The 19,285-nt window shown below is 61.9% G+C and carries 17 protein-coding genes; 6 read left to right on the forward strand and 11 right to left on the reverse strand.

Translation table 11 applies throughout. The features are described 5' to 3' along the window. Nucleotides 1–49 precede the first annotated feature (49 nt). Nucleotides 50–1,363 (forward strand): 30S ribosomal protein S12 methylthiotransferase RimO, encoded by a 1,314-nt coding sequence (rimO, locus tag NKH22_RS03245; protein WP_023691314.1) that lies wholly within the window; start codon nt 50–52, stop codon nt 1,361–1,363. A 139-nt stretch (nt 1,364–1,502) separates the two neighbouring features. Here the strand turns inward: rimO and NKH22_RS03250 are convergent, their stop codons facing one another. The 8 genes from NKH22_RS03250 to NKH22_RS03285 form a co-directional block, all read right to left on the reverse strand. Next, a complete protein-coding gene (locus NKH22_RS03250) occupies nt 1,503–2,570 on the reverse strand; it encodes a BMP family ABC transporter substrate-binding protein (protein ID WP_023820748.1) in 1,068 nt (355 codons plus the stop codon). 50 nt (nt 2,571–2,620) lie between these two features. Further along, nucleotides 2,621–3,541: an ABC transporter permease gene (locus NKH22_RS03255; RefSeq protein WP_023668962.1), complete on the reverse strand. Its 921-nt coding sequence runs from the start codon at nt 3,539–3,541 to the stop codon at nt 2,621–2,623. Continuing rightward, entirely contained in the window at nt 3,541–4,665 is a 1,125-nt protein-coding gene (locus NKH22_RS03260; RefSeq protein ID WP_031193354.1) for an ABC transporter permease, read from the reverse strand. Before NKH22_RS03260 ends, NKH22_RS03255 begins: the two co-directional genes overlap by 1 nt. Continuing rightward, the gene (locus tag NKH22_RS03265; protein WP_023682524.1) at nt 4,662–6,239 is read right to left on the reverse strand and encodes an ABC transporter ATP-binding protein; all 1,578 of its coding nucleotides are present in this window, start codon (nt 6,237–6,239) and stop codon (nt 4,662–4,664) included. The genes NKH22_RS03260 and NKH22_RS03265 overlap by 4 nt, the downstream gene beginning before the upstream one ends. Before the next feature lie 210 nt (nt 6,240–6,449). After that, nucleotides 6,450–7,427, reverse strand: coding sequence for a quinone oxidoreductase family protein (locus NKH22_RS03270; protein WP_023668965.1), 978 nt, complete (start codon nt 7,425–7,427; stop codon nt 6,450–6,452). A 17-nt stretch (nt 7,428–7,444) separates the two neighbouring features. Then, complete coding sequence (gene pcsA / locus NKH22_RS03275; RefSeq protein WP_023688483.1) at nt 7,445–8,275, reverse strand: phosphatidylcholine synthase; 831 nt, start codon at nt 8,273–8,275, stop codon at nt 7,445–7,447. Then, nucleotides 8,272–8,886 (reverse strand): DUF1326 domain-containing protein, encoded by a 615-nt coding sequence (locus NKH22_RS03280; protein ID WP_023820746.1) that lies wholly within the window; start codon nt 8,884–8,886, stop codon nt 8,272–8,274. Before NKH22_RS03280 ends, pcsA begins: the two co-directional genes overlap by 4 nt. A gap of 14 nt (nt 8,887–8,900) precedes the next feature. Next, on the reverse strand, nt 8,901–9,788 hold the full coding sequence (locus tag NKH22_RS03285) for a DUF2182 domain-containing protein (RefSeq protein ID WP_352805005.1): 888 nt from the start codon (nt 9,786–9,788) through the stop codon (nt 8,901–8,903). Nucleotides 9,789–9,883: 95 nt separating this feature from the next. Between NKH22_RS03285 and NKH22_RS03290 the strand changes: the two genes are divergently transcribed. Further along, on the forward strand, nt 9,884–11,095 hold the full coding sequence (locus NKH22_RS03290) for a UbiH/UbiF family hydroxylase (protein WP_023752274.1): 1,212 nt from the start codon (nt 9,884–9,886) through the stop codon (nt 11,093–11,095). Here the strand turns inward: NKH22_RS03290 and NKH22_RS03295 are convergent. Further along, nucleotides 11,072–12,034 (reverse strand): AEC family transporter, encoded by a 963-nt coding sequence (locus tag NKH22_RS03295; protein WP_352762117.1) that lies wholly within the window; start codon nt 12,032–12,034, stop codon nt 11,072–11,074. The genes NKH22_RS03290 and NKH22_RS03295 overlap by 24 nt on opposite strands. A gap of 224 nt (nt 12,035–12,258) precedes the next feature. Between NKH22_RS03295 and hspQ the strand changes: the two genes are divergently transcribed. Beyond that, complete coding sequence (gene hspQ / locus NKH22_RS03300; protein WP_023668971.1) at nt 12,259–12,582, forward strand: heat shock protein HspQ; 324 nt, start codon at nt 12,259–12,261, stop codon at nt 12,580–12,582. A gap of 82 nt (nt 12,583–12,664) precedes the next feature. Here hspQ and NKH22_RS03305 read toward each other — a convergent pair whose 3' ends face one another. Then, entirely contained in the window at nt 12,665–13,288 is a 624-nt protein-coding gene (locus NKH22_RS03305; RefSeq protein WP_023668972.1) for an invasion associated locus B family protein, read from the reverse strand. Nucleotides 13,289–13,548: 260 nt separating this feature from the next. On the opposite strand from NKH22_RS03305, the gene NKH22_RS03310 reads away from it, so the two are divergent. Next, nucleotides 13,549–15,369 (forward strand): extracellular solute-binding protein, encoded by a 1,821-nt coding sequence (locus NKH22_RS03310; RefSeq protein WP_023820743.1) that lies wholly within the window; start codon nt 13,549–13,551, stop codon nt 15,367–15,369. Between the two features lie 49 nt (nt 15,370–15,418). After that, nucleotides 15,419–16,099, forward strand: a complete 681-nt coding sequence (locus tag NKH22_RS03315) for a DsbA family oxidoreductase (RefSeq protein ID WP_023688489.1) — start codon at nt 15,419–15,421, stop codon at nt 16,097–16,099. Between the two features lie 6 nt (nt 16,100–16,105). On the opposite strand, the gene NKH22_RS03320 is transcribed toward NKH22_RS03315, so the two are convergent. Continuing rightward, nucleotides 16,106–16,540 (reverse strand): hypothetical protein, encoded by a 435-nt coding sequence (locus NKH22_RS03320; RefSeq protein ID WP_023682515.1) that lies wholly within the window; start codon nt 16,538–16,540, stop codon nt 16,106–16,108. Nucleotides 16,541–17,144: 604 nt separating this feature from the next. Here NKH22_RS03320 and NKH22_RS03325 point away from each other — a divergent pair. After that, entirely contained in the window at nt 17,145–19,031 is a 1,887-nt protein-coding gene (locus NKH22_RS03325) for an ABC transporter ATP-binding protein/permease (protein ID WP_023682514.1), read from the forward strand. The last annotated feature ends 254 nt before the right edge of the window (nt 19,032–19,285 follow it).

Here is a 19,285-nt window from a genome sequence, read left to right on the forward strand (position 1 = left end):
ATAAGTGTGGTACTGGCCGCCGATCCCGAAAAACCCCGGATGTTTTCTCATGTCTGCGCCTCGCGTCAGTTTCGTCAGCCTTGGATGCCCGAAGGCGCTTGTGGATTCCGAGCGCATCATCACGCGCCTGCGCGCCGAAGGCTATGAGATCGCACGCAAGCATGACGGCGCCGACCTTGTCGTCGTCAACACCTGCGGCTTTCTCGACTCAGCCCGCGACGAATCGCTCAACGCCATTGGTTCGGCGCTTTCGGAAAACGGCCGGGTGATCGTCACCGGCTGCCTCGGCGCCGAGCCGGACGTCATCCGAGAGAAGCACCCCAACGTCCTCGCCATCACCGGCCCGCAGGCCTATGAGAGCGTGATGGCCGCGGTGCATGAGGCGGCGCCGCCCAGCCACGATCCCTATATCGACCTTCTGCCGCCGCAAGGCGTCAAGCTGACGCCGCGCCACTACGCCTATCTCAAGATTTCCGAAGGCTGCAACAACCGCTGCACCTTCTGCATCATTCCCGCACTGCGCGGCGACCTCGTCTCGCGCCCGGCGGCCGATGTGCTGCGCGAGGCCGAGAAGCTGGCCAAGGCCGGGGTCAAGGAATTGCTGGTCATCTCGCAGGACACCAGCGCCTACGGCATCGACATCAAGTACCAGACGTCGATGTTCGGCGACCGCGAAGTGCGGGCGAAATTCCTCGACCTGTCGGAGGAGCTGGGCAAGCTCGGCATCTGGGTACGCATGCACTATGTCTACCCCTACCCGCATGTCGCCGATGTCATCCCGCTGATGGCGGATGGAAAAATCCTTCCCTATCTGGACATCCCCTTCCAGCACGCCTCGCCGCAGGTGCTGAAGAACATGCGCCGTCCAGCCCATGGCGAAAAGACGCTGGAGCGCATTCGCGGCTGGCGCGAGGTGTGCCCGGATCTGGCGATACGCTCGACATTCATCGTCGGTTTCCCCGGCGAGACCGACGAGGATTTCGAGATGCTGCTCGACTGGCTGGACGAGGCCAGGATCGATCGCGCCGGCTGCTTTAAATACGAGCCGGTCCGCGGCGCCCGCTCCAACGATCTCGGCCTCGAACAGGTGCCGCAGGAGATCAAGGAAGCGCGCTGGCATCGCTTCATGCAGCGCCAGCAGAAGATCTCGGCGACGCAGCTGGCCAAGAAGGTCGGCAAGCGCCTGCCGGTGCTGATCGACGAGGCGCATGGCACGTCTGCCAAGGGCCGGACAAAATACGACGCGCCCGAGATCGACGGTTCGGTGCATATCCAGTCGCGCCGGCCGCTGCGCCAAGGCGACATCGTCACGGTCAAGATCGACCGCGCCGACGCCTACGACCTTTACGGCTCGGCGGTTTAGAAAATTACCAAAAAGGGCGCCTCCCGGCGCCCTCGGATTTTTGGCACAGCCCTCGGCGCGGTTTCGCAGTCGAAGCGTGCAGCCCGCGAAGTGAAAAAGGGCGCCGGGCGGTGCCCCTTCTCTTTTGCGTTTCCGATACTTACTGCGGCAACTTGTCGTCGACGCCCTTCACATAGAAGTTCATGCCGAGCAGCGTGCCGTCGTCGGCTACTTCGCCGTCCTTGAGCCACGGCGTGCCGTCCTGCTTGGCGACCGGTCCTGTGAAGGGGTTCCAGCCATCTGCGATTTTCTTGGCGGTTGCCTCGGCCATCGCCTTCACATCGTCCGGCATGTTGGTGAAGGGCGCCAGCTTGACGGCGCCGTCCTTGATGCCGAGCCAGACATTGTCAGGCTTCCAGGTGCCGTCGAGCGCCGCCTGAACGCGGCTGATGTAATACGGCCCCCATTCGTCTGTCAGCGAGGTCAGCTGCGCGTTCGGCGCGAACTTGATCATGTCGGAGGACTGGCCGAAGCCGTGCAGCTTGCGCTCTTCCGCCACCTGCAGTGCCGCAGTGGAATCGGTGTGCTGGACGATGATGTCGGCGCCCTGGTCGAACAGCGCCTTGGCCGCGTCGGCTTCCTTGCCCGGATCGAACCAGGAGTTCACCCAGACAATCTTGGCCTTGAAGTTCGGGTTGACCGACTGCGCTCCTAGTATGAAGGAGTTGATGCCCATCACCACTTCGGGGATCGGGAAAGAAACGATATAGCCGGCGACCCCTGCCTTCGATTCCTTGGCAGCGATCTGGCCGAGCACGTAGCGGCCTTCATAGAAGCGCGCATTGTAGATGCCGAGATTGTCAGCGGTCTTGTAGCCGGTGGCGTGCTCGAACATGACTTTGGGGAACTTCTTGGCGACCTTCACTTCCGGGTCCATGAAGCCGAAAGATGTGCCGAAGATGATCTTGCAGCCTTCGCGCGCCAGACGCTCGAAAGCGCGGTCGGCATCGGGACCTTCCGAGACGTTCTCGAGATAGGCGGTTTCGACCTTGTCGCCGAGCGCCTTCTCCACCTCGAGGCGGCCTTGGTCGTGCTGGTAGGAATAGCCGAAATCGCCGATCGGGCCGGTGTAGACCCAGCATGCCTTCAACTTGTCGGCGGCCTGCGCCGACGCCGCCAGTGACATGGCGGCGGTCGTGGTCATCAACGCGATAAGCAGTTTTTTCATTGTGTTACCTCTCTGAGTTTAGCCTTGGAGCTTCCCGTTTGTTTTTGTTGTCAACGATCCGGAACGAATGGCTGCCCCAAGGAAGCCGGCGTGTTCATCATCGTCAGACGCTTGTTGCGCGAGATTAGAACGAGAACCACGACGGTTGCCAGATAGGGCAGAGAAGAAAGCAGCTGCGAAGGCACCGGAATGCCAAATGCCTGTGCATGAAGTTGGCCGATCCAGACCGCGCCGAAGATGTAGGCGCCGGCCAGCACGCGCCACGGACGCCACGAGGCGAAGACGACTAGCGCCAGCGCGATCCAGCCGCGGCCCGCGCTCATGTTCTCTACCCATTGCGGCGTGTAGACCAGCGACAGGTGGCCGCCGGCAAGGCCGGCGCAGGCGCCGCCGAAGATGACCGCGAGATAGCGGTAGCGGATGACCTTGATGCCGAGCGCATGCGCCGATGTGTGGCTGTCGCCGATCGAGCGCAGAGTGAGGCCGGTGCGGGTCTTGAACAGGAACCACATGACGGCCGCCGTCAGCGCGATCGAGATGTAGAAGATCGGGTCCTGGCCGAACAACAGCCTGCCGACCACGGGAATGTCGGTGAGCACTGGAACGTAGAGGTTTGGCAGCCGCTCGCCGGGCTGGCCGACGAAGCTGGTCCCCATCATGCCGGACAGGCCGAGGCCAAGCAGCGTCAACGACAGGCCGGTCGCCACCTGGTTGGTGGCGAGCGACAGCGTCATCACCGCAAACAGCAGCGAGAACACCGCGCCCATGGCAATTGCCGCCAACAGGCCGATCCAGGGCGATCCCGTGAGATAGCCGGCTCCGAAGCCGCCGACGGCGCCCATGATCATCATGCCTTCGACGCCGAGGTTGAGCACGCCGGAGCGCTCGACCACCAGTTCGCCGATGGCCGCAATCAAAAGCGGCGTCGCCGCCGTGGCGATGGTCAAAAGGATGTTGACGGCGATGTCCATCAGCGGGCTTCCTTCAACTTCGGCGCGGCTTCAAGCTTCGCCGCGCTTTTCGTCAGCGCCATGCCGACCAGACGGATGCGATAGTGGATGAGCGTGTCGCAGCCGAGCACGAAGAACAAAAGCATGCCCTGGAACACGCGTGCCACCTTGTCGGAAATGCCGAGCGCGCTCTGCACCGCCTCGCCGCCGAGATAGGTCAACGCCAGCACCAGGCCGGCGGCGACGATGCCGAGCGGATTGAGCCGGCCGAGGAACGCCACAATGATCGCTGTGAAGCCGTAGCCGGGCGAGATCACCGGCTGGAGCTGGCCGATGGCGCCGGAGACTTCCGAAATGCCGGCAAGCCCAGCCAGCGCGCCTGACAGCAGGAAGGCGAAGAACACCATGCGGTTGAGGCCGAAACCGGCGAAGCGCCCTGCCCTCGGGCTGGAGCCGAGCACGCGGACCTCAAAACCCTTGAGCAGGCGGCTCATCAGCACCCAGATCAGCACGGCTGCAACAAGCGCGAAGACAAAACCCCAATTGGCGCGGCCGGCATCCGGCATCAGTTCCGGCAGGACCGCCGAGTCATTGAACTGGATCGTCTGCGGGAAACCGTGGCCCTGTGGATCGCGCCAGGGGCCGCGCACCAGCCAGTCGAGGAAAAGCTGGGCGACATAGACCAGCATCAGGCTGGTCAGGATTTCGTTGGTGCCGAAGCGCGTCTTCAAGAGAGCCGGGATTGCTGCATAGGCGGCACCGCCGACCATGCCGAACAACAGCATCAGCGGCAGCACCAGCGGGCCTTCGAACCCGGGAAACAGCACCGGAATGGCCGAGCCGAAAATGCCGCCGAGGATGAACTGTCCCTCAGCGCCGATGTTCCAGATGTTGGCCTTGTAACAGACCGACAGGCCGACCGCGATCAGGATCAACGGCGCGGCCTTGATCGCCAGCTCATGCAGCTGCCAGACCTGGCTGATCGGCTCGATGAAATAGATCTCAAATGCGCTCAGCGGGTTGACGCCGAGCAGCGCGAACAGAACCGCGCCGGCGATGATCGTTAGGGCGAAGGCGATGAAGGGCGACAGCGCCGAAAAGAGCATAGAGCGCTGCGGGCGTTTGACGAGTTCGAGGCGCATCATGCCGTCTCCAGACCATGTTCGGCGTGGCCAGGCTCGGCGCCGCCCATCAACAGACCGACCTTTTCGAAAGTTGCCTCGGCGATCGGCAGCGGTTTGGACAATTCGCCATTGTGCATGACCGCGATCGCGTCCGAAATCTCGAACAGCTCATCGAGGTCCTGGCTGATGACCAGAACTGCCGAGCCGCTGCGCGCCAGTTCGATCAGCGCCTGGCGGATGTGGGCGGCGGCACCGGCGTCGACGCCCCAGGTCGGCTGGTTGACGACCATGACGGCAGGGCTGCGGTCGAGTTCGCGACCGACGATGAATTTCTGCAAATTGCCGCCCGAAAGGGCCGCGGCTTCCGGATCGGGCGCGCTCTTGCGCACATCCATGGCCACGATGATGCGCTGGGCGGCGGCATAGACCGCACCGCTTTTGACCGCGCCGCCGGCGCCGACAAAAACCTTGCCGTCGGTGGCGTGCCGCGACAGAAGCAGATTTTCCGAAAGCTTCATGCGTGGCGCGGCGCCATGGCCGAGGCGTTCTTCCGGCACGAAGGCAGCGCCCATCAGCCGCCGGCCTGTGATCGAGAGCGAGCCGGCATCCTTGCCGCGGATGCGCACGGATGCGGCGTCCTGCTGCAGCACCTCGCCGGAGACGGATTCGAAGAACTCGCCCTGGCCGTTGCCGGCGACACCGGCAATGCCGATCACCTCGCCGGCGCGCACAGTGAGGTTGATATTCTTCAGCGGAATCGAAAACGGCGTTGCCGGCTTGCGGCTGAGGGCGCGGATTTCGAGCAGCGGCTGCGCGGTCTCGATGCCTTCGGCCGGCGCACGCACCACGGCCTTCACCTCGTTGCCGACCATCATGCGAGCCAGCGACGAAGCCGTTTCCTCGCGCGGATTGCAATGGCCGACGACCTTGCCGTGACGCAGCACGGTGGCGCGGTCGCAGATGCGTTTGACCTCTTCCAGCCGGTGCGAAATGTAGAGGATGGATTTGCCCTCCGAGCGCAGGCGCTCAAGCGTTTCGAACAGCTTGTCGGCTTCCTGCGGCGTCAGCACCGAGGTCGGCTCGTCGAGGATGATGAGCTGCGGCGTCTGCAACAGGCAGCGGATGATCTCGATGCGCTGGCGTTCGCCGACCGAGAGATCGCCGACCAGCGAGTCCGGATCGAGCGGCAGGCCATAGCTGAAGGAAAGCGCCCTCGCCTTGGCCGCGATCGAGCTGATCGGTGAGCCGTCATCCAGAGACAGAGCGATATTCTCGGCCGCGGTCAGCGCCTCGAACAGCGAAAAGTGCTGAAACACCATGCCGATGCCGAGCTTCTTCGCCATGCCCGGACTGGTGATCCGCACCGCTTCGCCGTTCCAGAATATCTCGCCGGAATTGGGCTCCAGCGAACCGAACAGCATCTTGACCAGCGTCGACTTGCCGGCGCCGTTTTCGCCAAGCAGCGCGTGGATCTCGCCCTTGGCGATGTTGAGGTCGATATGATCGCACGCCGTCAACGTGCCGAATATCTTGGTCAGGCCACGAACCTCAAGCAGGTTCGCTCCATCATGATCTGCACTCACAGTGCCTCCCATCCGGTTCCCGGACATGTTCTGTGTTCCCGCCAGCATGGTATGCGCTGGCCGCTCTCGTGCGAAAGCAGCACCCACCTTGAAAGAGCTTCAAGAATTTCAGCGGAAACTCAAGGGGTAAAGATTGACCTGCTTCGCACAACAAACCGATCGTCCGGTTTTTCGGGTAAACAGTGCCTGGCGTCGCGGCAAAACGCTGAAAAGCAAGGCAGATCAGGGGATCAGTATGGTCGTGCCAGTGGTCTTGCGCCCTTCGAGATCGGCTTGCGCCTTGCCCGCGTCCTTCAGCGCATAACGCTGGTTGATCTTGATCTCGACCGCACCGCTCAACACCACGTCGAACAATGCCGCGGCGGAGACTTCGAGGTCTTCACGCTTGGCGTTGTAGACGAACAAAGTCGGCCTGGTAGCGAACAGCGAGCCCTTCTGCGCCAGCAGCGACATCGAAAATGGCGGGATCGGTCCAGAGGACTGACCGAAAGAGACGAACATGCCGAGCGGCTTCAGACAGTCGAGCGAGGCCGGGAATGTGTCGTTGCCGACCGAATCGTAGACGACGTCACATTTCTTGCCGCCGGTGATGGCGGCGACCCCGGCGACGAAATCCTGCTCCTTGTAGTTGATGACATGGCCGAAGCCATGCGCCTTGGCGAGCTCGATCTTGTCGGTTGAGCTTGCCGTGCCGATCACGGTGGCGCCGAGATGTTTTGCCCATTGTCCCAGGATCAGCCCGACGCCGCCGGCGGCGGCATGGAACAGGATGGTGTCGCCTGCCTTCACCTTGAAGGTCCGGCGCAACAGATACTCCGCCGTCATGCCTTTAAGCATCATGCCGGCGGCCTGTTCGTCGCTGATGCGGTCCGGCACCTTGACGACGCGGTCGGCGGCGACGACGCGCTGTTCGGCATAGGCGCCGACGTTGACGGCATAGGCGATGCGGTCGCCCGGCTTCAGCCAGTCGATGCCTGCGCCGACCTCGAGAACCACACCTGCCGCCTCGCCGCCGGGGATCAGCGGGAAGCCGCCGGGCGGCGGATAGAGGCCGATGCGGTGATAGACATCGATGAAATTGAGGCCGATCGCGGTGTGCCTGACCAGGATCTGCCCGGCGCCGGGTTGTCCCGGATCGGCGTCTTCATAGGTCAGGACTTCCGGACCGCCATGGGCGTGGATACGGACTGCTTTGGACATTGTGGGCTTTCCTGCGGTCAGGCTTTCTTAGGGTCCGGCTTGGCGCCGAGTTTGGGGAAGAACTGCATGATACCGCCGATGCAGGCGAGGTAAAGTCCGGTGATGGTGATGCCGACCTTGGTAAAGACGCTGACCTGTTCGCCCAAAACGCCGATCTGGTCGTAGAAGGCGGCAAGGGCCGCCTGCGCCAGCGCCAGCGCACCGAAAGCGCACCAGAGCAGCGTCATGCCAAGATTGATTGGCCGCAGCCGCACCACCCGCACGGGGTGAATGAAGTTGATCGGCACGAAGGTCAGGATGCCGGCCGCCACGACGACGCCGAAGGACACCCACTGTCCGGGCTCGATGACGAACAGCGTGAACACGACCATGTTCCAGACCACCGGAAAGCCTTTGAAGAAGTTCTCCTTCGTCTTCATTCCGGTGTCGGCATAATAGATGGCGCTGGACACCACGATGATGGCCGCCGACAGGAACGACAGCCCTTCGCCCATGAAGCCGCGCTGGTAGAGTGCGAAGGCCGGGATCAGCACGTAGGTGACATAGTCGATGATGTTGTCGAGGAGTTCGCCCGACCAGGTCGGCAAAATCTCCTTGACCTCGAGCTTGCGCGCGATCGGCCCGTCTATGCCGTCGACGAACAGCGCCAGACCCAGCCACCAGAACATCGCCGTCCAGCGTTGCTCGCTTGCCGCCACCAGAGACAGGAAGGCCAGGAACGAGCCAGACGCGGTCAACAGATGCACCGAGAATGCCCGCGCCTGCGGCCAGGTGACCTTCTTCTTCGGCCTCGGAATCCGGTCGGTGATCTTTTTGGCGGCGTTTCTGGCGGTTGTGTTCTTGCTCACGGGCCCCGCCAATCCAGTTTGCAGATTTCGGCCGAGCGGCCGGCAAAGTTCCAGTTGCGGCCGAAAGTCCGCATCTTGCTCTTGTCGGACCTGGCCACGATGATCTCCGGCGCGATCCAGTATTCCGAGTTGCCGATCACGGTATCCTTCTCGCGATCCTTGCCGGGAATCGGTGTGACCGCCCCGTCGATGATCTTCGGTATCTGGAAAATACGGGTCTTGTCACGCGTCTCGTAGGTGATCGGCACCTGCTCGACGCCGAGGAACTTGCCGACAAGGATCGACAACAGCGCGGTGGTTCCGCCGGCCTTCCCGGTGAAGATCCTGGTCAGCGCTTTCACCGCATAGACGGAGGCTCGCTTGTCGATGAACAGGCCTGCGGTCCAGTTGCCGCGGCTCATATAGCCGGGGATTTCCATGACCAGACCGAGATTGAGGCCGGACAGGTCGACCTCGCCGAAATGGCCTGCGTCGATGCGGAAGCCCGCCCAGGTCTGACAATAACCCTCCGTCGGCGGATGGCTGCCAAGCGACAGCACGCAAGGACAAAAAACCGTGCAATTGCAGGAGAGCACGAGCTCTCCTTTCATTGCCCAGCCTTGCTCTGCCATGGAATTATCCCCCGTCATGCCGAGACTACTAGCAGGGCGATTGCCCAGACAAGCAGTATCGCACCGGCCACTCGGGTTGGAAGGCTGCCGGTGGTCTGTTTTTCGATCAAGGTGAACAGGCCGATCAGCGCCATCCAGAACACGTTCATCGCGCCGACGGCAAACATCACCAGCATCAGCGCCCAGCAGCAGCCGAGGCACCACAGGCCCTGCTTCAGCCCTAGCCGGAAGATGCCACCCGGCTCCGCGCTCCAGTTGGAAAACAGTGTCGAGAACGGGTTCCGGCATTTTGTCAGGCAGGCCTGCTTGAGGCTGCTGAACTGGTAGAGGCCGGCAACCAGCAGCGCGGCCGCCGCGGCAAGGCCGCTCACCGGATCGAGCAATCGAGCGGAGGACGCAAATGCGTGGACGAGCAACGTCAGCACCGCGAAGCCGATAGAGGCGACAAGCCATGTCGAGAGGTAGCCGGCAACCAGGACCAGCGGGTGGGCCACCGGCTCGCCCTTGATGCGGGCGGTGTCGGCGATTTCACAATAGGTACGGATCATCGGCGCCGCCGACGGCAGCATCGTCGCCACAGCCATCGAAAACCACATCACGATCAACGCCAGAAGCTGTGCGCCGCCGGCATCAAGTGGTGCGGGCGTCAGGCACATGCCGAAGAAGCGGTCGAGGACATCCGGCAGCGGCAGTTGCGGCAGATATCGCAGGACCACATCGCCTGGTACGCCGGGGAGCCGGCCTTCGGCGCCGCGGATCGCCATGGCGCCGAGAATGAACCAGGCGAGCAGAATGCCGCCGACGATGGCGATGTTGACCGTCAGGCGGGGGCTGCGGGCCAGGCTTGCCGTGGCGCGGCCGGCGCGGTCGAGATGGCTGAAATCGTCCTGCTGGCCGGTCATGACAACCGAATGAGCCTAATCGCCGCGTTGATCAAGCCGCATGGTCTGACCTATATCCATGGGTAGACACCTGCATCGCAAACTGGAAGTCCAATTTGGATCATCGCGAGACAGCACGGATACTGGTAGCCGGCAGCGGCCCTGCCGGACTGATCGCGGCGCTCGGTTTCGCCGAGGCGGGCTTTCCGGTAACCCTGGTCGGACCCGAAGCAGGCGGGCCCGATGGCCGGACCACGGCGCTGATGAACCCTGCTCTCAAGGTTCTCGATCGGCTGGGCGTGCTGGCCGAACTTGCGCCGAAGGCCGCGCCGCTGAAGGTCATGCGCATCGTTGATGCGACCAGCCGGCTGATCCGCAGCCCGGTGGTGACTTTTCGCGCCATAGAGATCGGCGAGGAGCAGTTCGGGCTCAACCTGCCCAACAGTGCGCTGAACCCGACGCTGGCCAAGTCCGTCGCGGCGCATCCCGGCATCGAATGGCTGACGTCGATGGTCGAGAGTTGGCGTCTGGACGCCGATCAGGCGCATGCCGTCTTGACTGATGGTCGCGAAGTCTCGGCCGCGCTTGCGGTCGCTGCCGATGGGCGCCTGTCGCCGGCGCGCGAGGCGGCAGGCATAGTGGCCTCGGTGCGATCCTACCGCCAAGCGGCGCTGGTGCTGAATTTTGGCCATCGCAGCGAACACGGCTTCACCTCGACCGAGTTCCACACAGAGACCGGGCCGTTCACCCAGGTGCCGTTGCCCGGCAACCGCTCCAGCCTCGTCTGGGTGGTGAAACCGGAGACGGCGAAGGACCTCGCCGCACTCGATGACGCGACGCTTTCCGAGCGTGTCGAGCAGCAGATGCAGTCGATGCTGGGCCGGGTGTCGGTCGAGCCCGGCCGACAAATTTACCCGCTATCAGCGGCATCACCGGGGCGCTTCGCGCAAAACCGGGTGGCGCTGGTCGGCGAGGCTGCACATGTATTTCCGCCGATCGGAGCCCAAGGTCTCAACCTCGGCATCAGGGACATCGAGGATCTGATTGGAATCGCTGGTGAAAATCGCGGCGACCCCGGCGCCGCGAAGGCCCTGGCCGCCTATGATTCCAGGCGCCGTCCCGACATTCTGGCGCGTTCCGGCGCGGTCAATCTGCTCAACATGTCGCTGCTTTCGGACATGCTGCCGGCGCAGATGGCACGCAGCGCCGGCCTCAATGTGCTCGGCAGTTTCGCGCCGCTGCGCGCCTTTTTCATGCGCGAAGGCTTGAGGCCGGGCAGCGGCTTTGCGGCGCTTACCGGCGGTTCAGGGAAACAGGTCCGGCGGTAAGATGCCGTGGCGGATCATGTAGAGCAGCCCGGTCACCGTCAGCACCGAGAGGCAGGTGGTGATCAGCACGCTGGCCGAGGCGCGTTGCACCCAGACGCCATATTGCTGGGCGATGACGAAGACGTTGGTTGCGGTCGGTAATGCCGCCAAAAGCACGGCTGAAAAAACCCAGATTTCGGAAAAGTTCCCGATCCAGCTCAGCACGACGTAGCAGAGCGATGGATGCAGGATCAGCTTCAGCGCCGCGATCGACGCCAACTCATGCGGCACGCGGTTGAGCGGCCGGAGCGCAAGCGTCACGCCCATGGCAAACAGGGCGCAAGGGGCGGCTGCCCGCGAAAGATATTCAAGCAGGCGATCGACCGGCTGCGGTGGGTGAAAGCCGAGATAGGCGGCGCCAACGCCAAGCGCGGTCGCGATGATGAACGGGTGCAGGACGATTTTCCTGACTACGCCGAGGATGAGCCGCCACGGCGATGTCTTGTCGTCGCCCGACAGCGCCATCATCAACGGCGCGATGGCGAAATGCATGATATTTTCGAAGCAGAAGATCAGCGCGACGGGAACCGCCGCTTGTTCGCCGAAGGCGAGCAGCGCCAGCCCCGGCCCCATATAGCCGATATTGCCGTAGGCCGCGGCCAGCGCCTTGATCGTCGACTGGGCGATCTCGCCGCGCGACGCCGTCACCGACCATACGAACATGATCGAGAAGATCGTGTAGGTGGAAAATACCGAGCCGAAGATGAAGCGCCATTCGGTCAACTGTTCGAACGGCGTGCGGGCCAGCAATTGGAAGAACAGGGCAGGAAGCGCGACATAGACGATGAAGGTGTTCATCCAGCCAAGCGCTTCCAGCGGCTGCCTGGTCATGCGCGCGACCAGAAAGCCGATGAAAATCAGCCCGAAGAACGGAAGAACAAGACCGACAATGTCAGACATTTTTGCCCTGGCCCGAAACCCCGGGACCGGGCTAGCCCGTAGCTTCATCGGGCGTCAAGCGCTTCGGCATTGAACTGACCCGCTATCTGCGCCAAATAAAGCCTGATCCCAGACCTAAGTCGGGCTCGATTTTTGGCCACGGTGTGTGTAAATTCAAAGTGTTAGAGCGCTCTTCGCACATTCGAGGGGACGCCGGGCGCTCTAGAGGCTTAGTGGTGAGTACGATGAAAACAGCCAAATTTTCGATCGGACAGGTGGTTCGTCATCGGCTGTTTCCGTTCCGCGGCATCATTTTCGATGTCGATCCGCAATTTGCCAACACCGACGAATGGTACGAAGCGATCCCGGCGGACGTGCGGCCGCGCAAGGACCAGCCGTTCTATCACCTGCTCGCCGAGAATTCGGAAACCGAATACATCGCCTATGTCTCCGAGCAGAACCTGCTCGAGGATCAATCGGGCGAACCGGTCCGGCATCCGCAGATCGGCGAGATGTTCGACAAGCGGCCGGATGGACGCTACGAGCCGAAACGCCAGTCGAGACACTGACATCACCTTGCATCGACGTGACGACAACAAAAAAGCGGGGCATGACCCCGCTTTTTTGTCGCTCCGGTATCTGTCCCGGCGATTAGTTGGCGGCTTTGGCCTTGGCCTGCTCGTCCTTGAGCTTCTTGGCGAAGTCCTGGTTGTTCTTGACGACGAAATCCTGAAGTTTTTTCTGCCGATCCTCGATGTCCGACTGCTGCAGCGGCGCGCCGTCAAAGGCGCCGCTGAAGCCGGTCAAGGCAACCTTGATTGGATTTGGCTGGCTCTGGAAGTTGATCGAGGTCAGCGTGATCGCCTGTCCCTTCTTGAAGGACGCGACGAGCGCGTCGGTCAGCGGCACTTCGGCAACGCAACGGTCGGCGAAGCAAATGACATAATCCAGCTTCGTCGCCTTGCCGGCGTCTATCTGCAGGGCGATGCCGGGGGGCACCAGGCGACCTGGGGGTACCGTGACCTGGAAGACCTTGCGGTTTACCTTGCCCTTCAGCTCGATCAGGCTGACCCCGGTGACGAACTGGCCGTTGCCGGCAGTGATGATGTTCTGGACATTGCAGATGTCGACATCTTCCTGCTTGGTGCAGGCCTTGAACCAACCCTGCGGAATCTGTTGCTGTGCCGAAGCGGTGGGAAGTCCGGCGCCCAGAAAGCCGACCACGCCCGCGGCCAGGACCGAAAGGCGGTATGCGTTGCTGTTCAGGCTCGTCATGTCGTGCATTTCCTCTCAAATGATCCCGGGACCGGCTTCTTCGCGCCGTGTGGTCCTGCTACCTGTTGCCGAATTGAGGCAACAGAATGACTTCGGAGCGCGTGTTACACTGCATGAGCAGCCGAATCCAGCCCGCCGCCTGCAATTCTTGGCCTCGCAATTTGGGTCGTGCGATTTGGGTTGATGTATCTGGCCGGAGCGCCACGGCGCCATGTTAGGGTGCACTCCGAATCATCAAGCCGCCCAGTAAGGAGACGGTCATGGGCCGCATTCTTGTTTGGCTGATCGCCGCAATTTCGTTCTTCGCCTTTGCACCCGGCGTGGCGATGTCGGAACCGAAACATGCCATCGCCATGCAGGGCGAGCCGGCGCTGCCAGCCGACTACCAGCATTTCGACTACGTCAATCCCGATGCGCCCAAGGGCGGCAACATCACTTACTGCGTCGTCGGCAGCTTCGACAATCTGAACCCGTTCATCCTGAAGAGCCTGCGCACCACGGCGCGCGGCATGCAGGACCTCATTTTCGGCAATCTCGTCTTCGAGCCGTTGATGATGCGCAACTACGACGAGGCCTTCAGCCTCTATGGCCTGCTCGCAGACACAGCCGATATGGATCCCGAGCGCAAGTGGATCGAGTTCCATCTCAACCCAAAAGCGAAGTGGTCGGACGGTGAGCCGGTGACGCCGGATGACGTGCTGTTCACCTACGATGTCTTCACCGACAAGGGCCGCCCGCCCTACAGGGATCGCATGAGCCTGATCGCCAAGCTCGAAAAGACCGGCGATCACAGCGTACGCTTCACCTTCAACGACAAGGCCAATCGCGAGACCCCCTTGATCATCGCGCTGACGCCGATCATCCCAAAGCACGCCTTCAACAAGGATACCTTCGACAAGACGACGCTAAAGCCGGTGATCGGCAGCGGTCCCTACACCATCGACAAGGTGCAGCCGGGACAGCGCATCGTCTTCAAGCGCAATCCGAATTACTGGGGCAAGGACATCCCTTCCAAGCGCGGCTTCGACAATTACGACCAGATCACCATCGAGTACTTCCTCAACGCCAATGCCAAGACGGAAGCGTTCAAGAAAGGCATCTGCGCCATTTACGATGAGGGCGATCCGGTCAAGCGCGAGCGCGATATCGATTTTCCCGCCTTCCATCGCGGCGAGGTGATCGCCGAGACCTTCGACACCGGCATACCGCCCGTGGTGACCGGGTTCCTGTTCAACACGCGGCTGGAGAAGTTTTCCAATCCGGAGGTGCGGCGCGCGCTCGGCATGCTCTACGACTTCGAATGGGCCAACAAGAACCTGTTCGGCGGCAAGTACACGCGCACGATGAGCTACTGGCAGAATTCCGAACTTTCCGCGCTCGGCCATCCCGCCAGCGACAGGGAAAAGGCGCTGCTGGCGCCCTACCCCGGCCGCGTGCCGGCCGATGTCATGGACGGCAGCTGGCGCCCGCCGGTGAATGACGGCACCGGCCAGGACCGCAAGGTGATGAAGGTGGCGTTCGACCTGCTGAAGAGTCAGGGCTACGCCGTTAGGGATGGTGTCCTGCTGGACCCAAAGGGAACTCCCTTCGGTTTCGAGATCCTGACGGCGTCGCAGGACGAGGAACGCTTTGCCGCCATCTATCAGCGCTCGCTGGAAAAGATCGGCATCGCGGTGACCATCCGCAGCCTCGAGGCCGACCAGATCCAGTCGCGCAAGCAGCGTTTCGACTTTGAGGTTCTTGTCGGGTCGAGCGGGTTCAGCAACTCGCTGTCTCCCGGTATGGAGCAGAACCTTCGCTGGGGTTCTTCAGAGGCCAAAAGAGAAGGTTCATTCAATCTGGCCGGCGTCGCCGATCCGGCGGTCGACGCGGCGATCGACGCGATGCTGAGAGCACGGACCAAGGAAGACTATGTCGCCGCCGTGCGCGTGCTCGACCGATTGCTGATCTCCGGCAATTACATGGTGCCGATGCAGTACAACGCGCAGCAATGGCTCGCTTACTGGAATTACCTGGACCATCCCAAAAAGACGCCCATATTCGGTTATCAATGGCCGACCTGGTGGCGCAAGCCGAACTGAGCGTGGCCGAGATCGGTCTCGCTGAAACGTTCGGCTGCAGGAGATCAAGATGAGCGATGACAATTCCATTACCGTCGACGTGGTTTCCGACGTCGTCTGCCCCTGGTGCTTCGTCGGCCAGAAGCGGCTGGATAAAGCGATTGCCGCTGCCGGCGACGTTGAGGTTCATGTGCGCTGGCGGCCGTTCCAGCTCGACCCGACCATCCCGCCCGAGGGCAAGGACCGGCGCGAATACATGCTGGCCAAATTCGGCAGCGACGAGCGCATCCGTCAGATGCATGCCCGCGTAGAGCCGCTCGGCGAAGCCGAAGGCATCGATTTCGCTTTCGACGCCATCAAGGTCGCCGCCAACACGCTGGACGCGCATCGTGTCATCCGCTGGGCCGGTGCCGCCGGTGAAGCCGTGCAGAACCGGCTCGTGCGCCGGCTGTTCCAACTGTATTTCGAGAAAGGCGGCAATATTGGCGACCACGCCGTGCTGATCGATGCCGCCCGCGAGGCCGGCATGGACGCTGCCGTGGTCGAAACGCTCCTGCCGACCGATGCCGACGTCGAGGAGGTGCGCACAGAAATCGCCACGGCATCGCGGATGGGGATCACTGGCGTGCCGTGCTTCCTGCTCGAAGGCAAATACGCCGTCATGGGCGCGCAGGACGCCGACACGCTGACTGATGCCATCCGCCAAGTCGCGGCCGCAAAGGCCAAGGGCGAGCTGGAAAAGGCCGGCTGACCGAAGTTATTTCACCGTCACCTTGGCTTTGCTGAGGAAGAAGCCATGCCCGTTGCTGCCCGTGCAGGTCAGTCCCTTGGTTGACGACTGGCAGGTAAACGGCCCTTTGCTCCAGCTGTTGCCATAGGCCAGCTTCGCGACATCGCTGCAGCAGCCCTGCTCTCCCGGATTCTTGATCAATGTCGCCGGGCCGTTCGGCCCAAGGATCACGGTGACGTAGCTGGGCTCGACGCGCGAACAGCTCAGTTCCGGACCGCCATCCTGTGGTTCGTAGGTGCTGGTGCCGCCCTTCGGCGTGTAGATGCAGCCGATGTTGCCGGACGGAGCATTGAACTCGATTTGCCCTTCGGCGCTTGCCGGAATGGTCTGGCTGACGGCATGCGCAAGAGGCAGCCAGGCAAAGAGCGTCACCATTGCGGGAACGGCTGCGCGTGCAAGCATTGGGGAGCTTCCTTGTTGGGGACCGGACATGCATCGGTGCCGACAGTGCCCGGCAAGGTTCATTCCAGTGCGCTTGATTGTCAAACGGTGTTGAGCTGCAGCTAAAAAGCGCGTGCCCCCTCATGAACAGTCGCTTTACAGGAGCGACGATCTTGCGTGCCCAACCGTGATGGCCGGTGAAATGATTCGGGCGACCTGGGGCGATCACGGACGGCAATTTTTCGGGCGATCCGGTTAGCGCGCGGTGGGAAAACCGGCCGACGGGCAGGCCTTTTGGTCACAAAGCCGTGTATGAGCCTTCCCTCAGGGAATATTTTCGCACATCTGAGCGTTCTCGCAACACATTGAAACAAAGGACAAATTCGGCCCAAAGACGGCGGTCTCGCAGCACCAACTGTTGCCTCATGGCAACGGGGGTGGGCTGCCTCACATTCGCCGGCATAAAATTCATAGAAAATGATCAATTGGTGTTACTATCCGTAACAAAACTAAAAAAGGTTTGGGCGGGATTGTGATTCGGGTCGACAGACCGCGACGTTCAATATCGGCACTTTGGAACCGCGACGCCCCCGCCGGGCCGTCGCCCCTGACGCCAGTATCATCGATGCGGACCTTCTGGGGACTGATGCGGGCCTACTGGTTCTCGGACCGGTGGAGAGAGGCCTGGGCTCTTACCGTCGTCCTCGCACTCATCATAGCCCTGTCGAGCAAGGCCGACGTCTGGTTTACCGTGTTGGCGGGCGAACTGGCAGCCTCAATCGCTTTTTTTCACGACGCCGCGAATACCACGCCCCTTGAATCGGTGCTTACCAATGCCGGCCTGCTTGTGCTGCTGGTCGTGTTCAAGGACATGGGAATCATAGGCGCCTGCAAATTTGTATCGGCGACATTGCATCGCAAATGGCGCGCCTGGTTGAACGCGCGTTTCAATGCGGCGCTGCTCGATACCAACCATACGCACTACCACGCTCAGAATGGCTCGCCAGATGCGCCAGCGCCCGACAACATCGATCAGCGCGTGCAGGAATCGATCAAAGACATGGCGGGCGGCGCCATCGGGCTTGCCCAAGGTGTCTTCGGCGTCTTCACCTCACTTTATTTTGTCGGCGGCGCTTTGCTGGCGAATTCCGTGGAGGTAAAAGGCCTGGATGCCCTCGGCAGCTATGGCAGCGCCGTCCTCGCTCTGCTGGCGGTTGCCATCTATGTGCCCGTCAATACCTGGATCGCGATCAAACTCGGCGGAATGCTGGAGTGGCTCAATGTCAGGATGCAGAAGGCCGAAGGCACCTATCGCAGCGAGCTGATCACCTTGTTGCGCCGCAGTTTCCATGTGTCGGCGTCGCAAGGCGAAGACGTGCAAAAGACGATACATGGACGGCTCTATCTGGATATCGATACCACCTGGTCGAAGCTCAACATCGTCAACACCCTCTATGCGGGATTCGAATCGGTCTATAATTTCGTCGGGGCCAAAGTTGTCGCCTACGGACCTGGTCTGGTGCCGTTCATCCACAACGGCGTCGACCTCAAGGGCTACATAACCGGTTCCGAGCAGGTCAACGCGCTGATCAGCAAATGTTCCTGGTTCATCCATGTCATGCCGAGTCTCGCCACCTTGCGGGCCAACAGCCAGCGCGTCATTGAATTGGCGCACGCCATTGAAAACGTCCAACAGCCGCAGGAATTCTACAGCCAGACCGGCCGTTCCGATTTCCACTATGCCAGCCAGAACCCGGTCTTCGGCCTGACCATCCAGAAGCTTGAACTGGCGCATCAGGGTGAAGACGCCACGCCGTTCCTGAGCGCAGCCAATCTGCGCTTTCGGCGCGGCGAGTGGGCATTCCTCAAGGGCGAATCCGGCTGCGGCAAGACTTCGCTGATCAAGGCGATCAACGGCTTGTGGCCTTATGGCCGCGGCACCATCGTCTTCCCTGACGGTGTGAGGAGCTTCTATGCCGCCCAGGAGGTCAAGCTGCAGCAGGTGTCGCTGAAGCAGCTGGTGTGCCTGCCCGGCTCCGAGGACGACTATGGCGATGCGCAGGTCGCGGCAGCCCTGCACAAGGCCGGCCTTGGCGATTTCATCGAACACATGGCCGATGAAAGCCGCGAGGGAAAGATCTGGGACCAGCTGCTGTCCGGCGGCCAGAAGCAGAAGCTGGTGGTGGCCCGCATCGTGCTGCAGCAACCGGGACTGCTGTTCCTCGACGAAGCGACCGGCGCGCTCGATCCGGATGGCAAGATCGCCTTCCACCAGGCCATCAAGGACAACTGTCCCGATGTCACGGTGATCAGCATCATGCATGAGGCGGTGGCGCCACGCTCGGCCTCGGGCGAGGAATTCTACCACAGCGTGGTCGCGATCGCCGACGGCGTCGCCACCAAGAGGCCGCTTGTTCCGAACCTTCCGCGCGAGCTCACCACCATCCTTACGCAGCCGCGGCCGGTCGAGGACAAATGGATGCGTTTTTCACGCCGGCTGAAGCAGAAATAGCAGCCACGCCGAAGCGCGTTCCGCCACTGGCGGCGGGGCACTCGCTCCCTCCCCCTTCAATAATCATCACAGTCTCGCGATTGGGCGGCTCCCGGCTGTTTTCCGCCACCCCCGCGATTGACTCGCCAAGATGCGCTCCTATGTTGCGCCCGCTCGCTGAATTCCAACTCGAACCCGCGAGCAGAAAGGTCACCGCGCCATGCCTGGCGACAGTAGTCGAACGCAACCGCCGTCCGCCTCGATGTGACCTCTAA

This window comes from Mesorhizobium sp. M1252 (assembly GCF_040318265.1).
Taxonomy (GTDB): domain Bacteria; phylum Pseudomonadota; class Alphaproteobacteria; order Rhizobiales; family Rhizobiaceae; genus Mesorhizobium.

What these genes read in the sequence shown, in the direction of transcription:
- rimO (WP_023691314.1), top strand. Translation starts at nt 50, where the DNA reads ATGTCTGCGCCTCGCGTCAGTTTCGTCAGCCTTGGATGCCCGAAGGCG.
- NKH22_RS03250 (WP_023820748.1), bottom strand. Translation starts at nt 2,570, where the DNA reads ATGAAAAAACTGCTTATCGCGTTGATGACCACGACCGCCGCCATGTCA.
- NKH22_RS03255 (WP_023668962.1), bottom strand. Translation starts at nt 3,541, where the DNA reads ATGGACATCGCCGTCAACATCCTTTTGACCATCGCCACGGCGGCGACG.
- NKH22_RS03260 (WP_031193354.1), bottom strand. Translation starts at nt 4,665, where the DNA reads ATGATGCGCCTCGAACTCGTCAAACGCCCGCAGCGCTCTATGCTCTTT.
- NKH22_RS03265 (WP_023682524.1), bottom strand. Translation starts at nt 6,239, where the DNA reads ATGGGAGGCACTGTGAGTGCAGATCATGATGGAGCGAACCTGCTTGAG.
- NKH22_RS03270 (WP_023668965.1), bottom strand. Translation starts at nt 7,427, where the DNA reads ATGTCCAAAGCAGTCCGTATCCACGCCCATGGCGGTCCGGAAGTCCTG.
- NKH22_RS03280 (WP_023820746.1), bottom strand. Translation starts at nt 8,886, where the DNA reads ATGGCAGAGCAAGGCTGGGCAATGAAAGGAGAGCTCGTGCTCTCCTGC.
- NKH22_RS03285 (WP_352805005.1), bottom strand. Translation starts at nt 9,788, where the DNA reads ATGACCGGCCAGCAGGACGATTTCAGCCATCTCGACCGCGCCGGCCGC.
- NKH22_RS03295 (WP_352762117.1), bottom strand. Translation starts at nt 12,034, where the DNA reads ATGTCTGACATTGTCGGTCTTGTTCTTCCGTTCTTCGGGCTGATTTTC.
- hspQ (WP_023668971.1), top strand. Translation starts at nt 12,259, where the DNA reads ATGAAAACAGCCAAATTTTCGATCGGACAGGTGGTTCGTCATCGGCTG.
- NKH22_RS03305 (WP_023668972.1), bottom strand. Translation starts at nt 13,288, where the DNA reads ATGACGAGCCTGAACAGCAACGCATACCGCCTTTCGGTCCTGGCCGCG.
- NKH22_RS03310 (WP_023820743.1), top strand. Translation starts at nt 13,549, where the DNA reads ATGGGCCGCATTCTTGTTTGGCTGATCGCCGCAATTTCGTTCTTCGCC.
- NKH22_RS03315 (WP_023688489.1), top strand. Translation starts at nt 15,419, where the DNA reads ATGAGCGATGACAATTCCATTACCGTCGACGTGGTTTCCGACGTCGTC.
- NKH22_RS03320 (WP_023682515.1), bottom strand. Translation starts at nt 16,540, where the DNA reads ATGCTTGCACGCGCAGCCGTTCCCGCAATGGTGACGCTCTTTGCCTGG.
- NKH22_RS03325 (WP_023682514.1), top strand. Translation starts at nt 17,145, where the DNA reads ATGCGGACCTTCTGGGGACTGATGCGGGCCTACTGGTTCTCGGACCGG.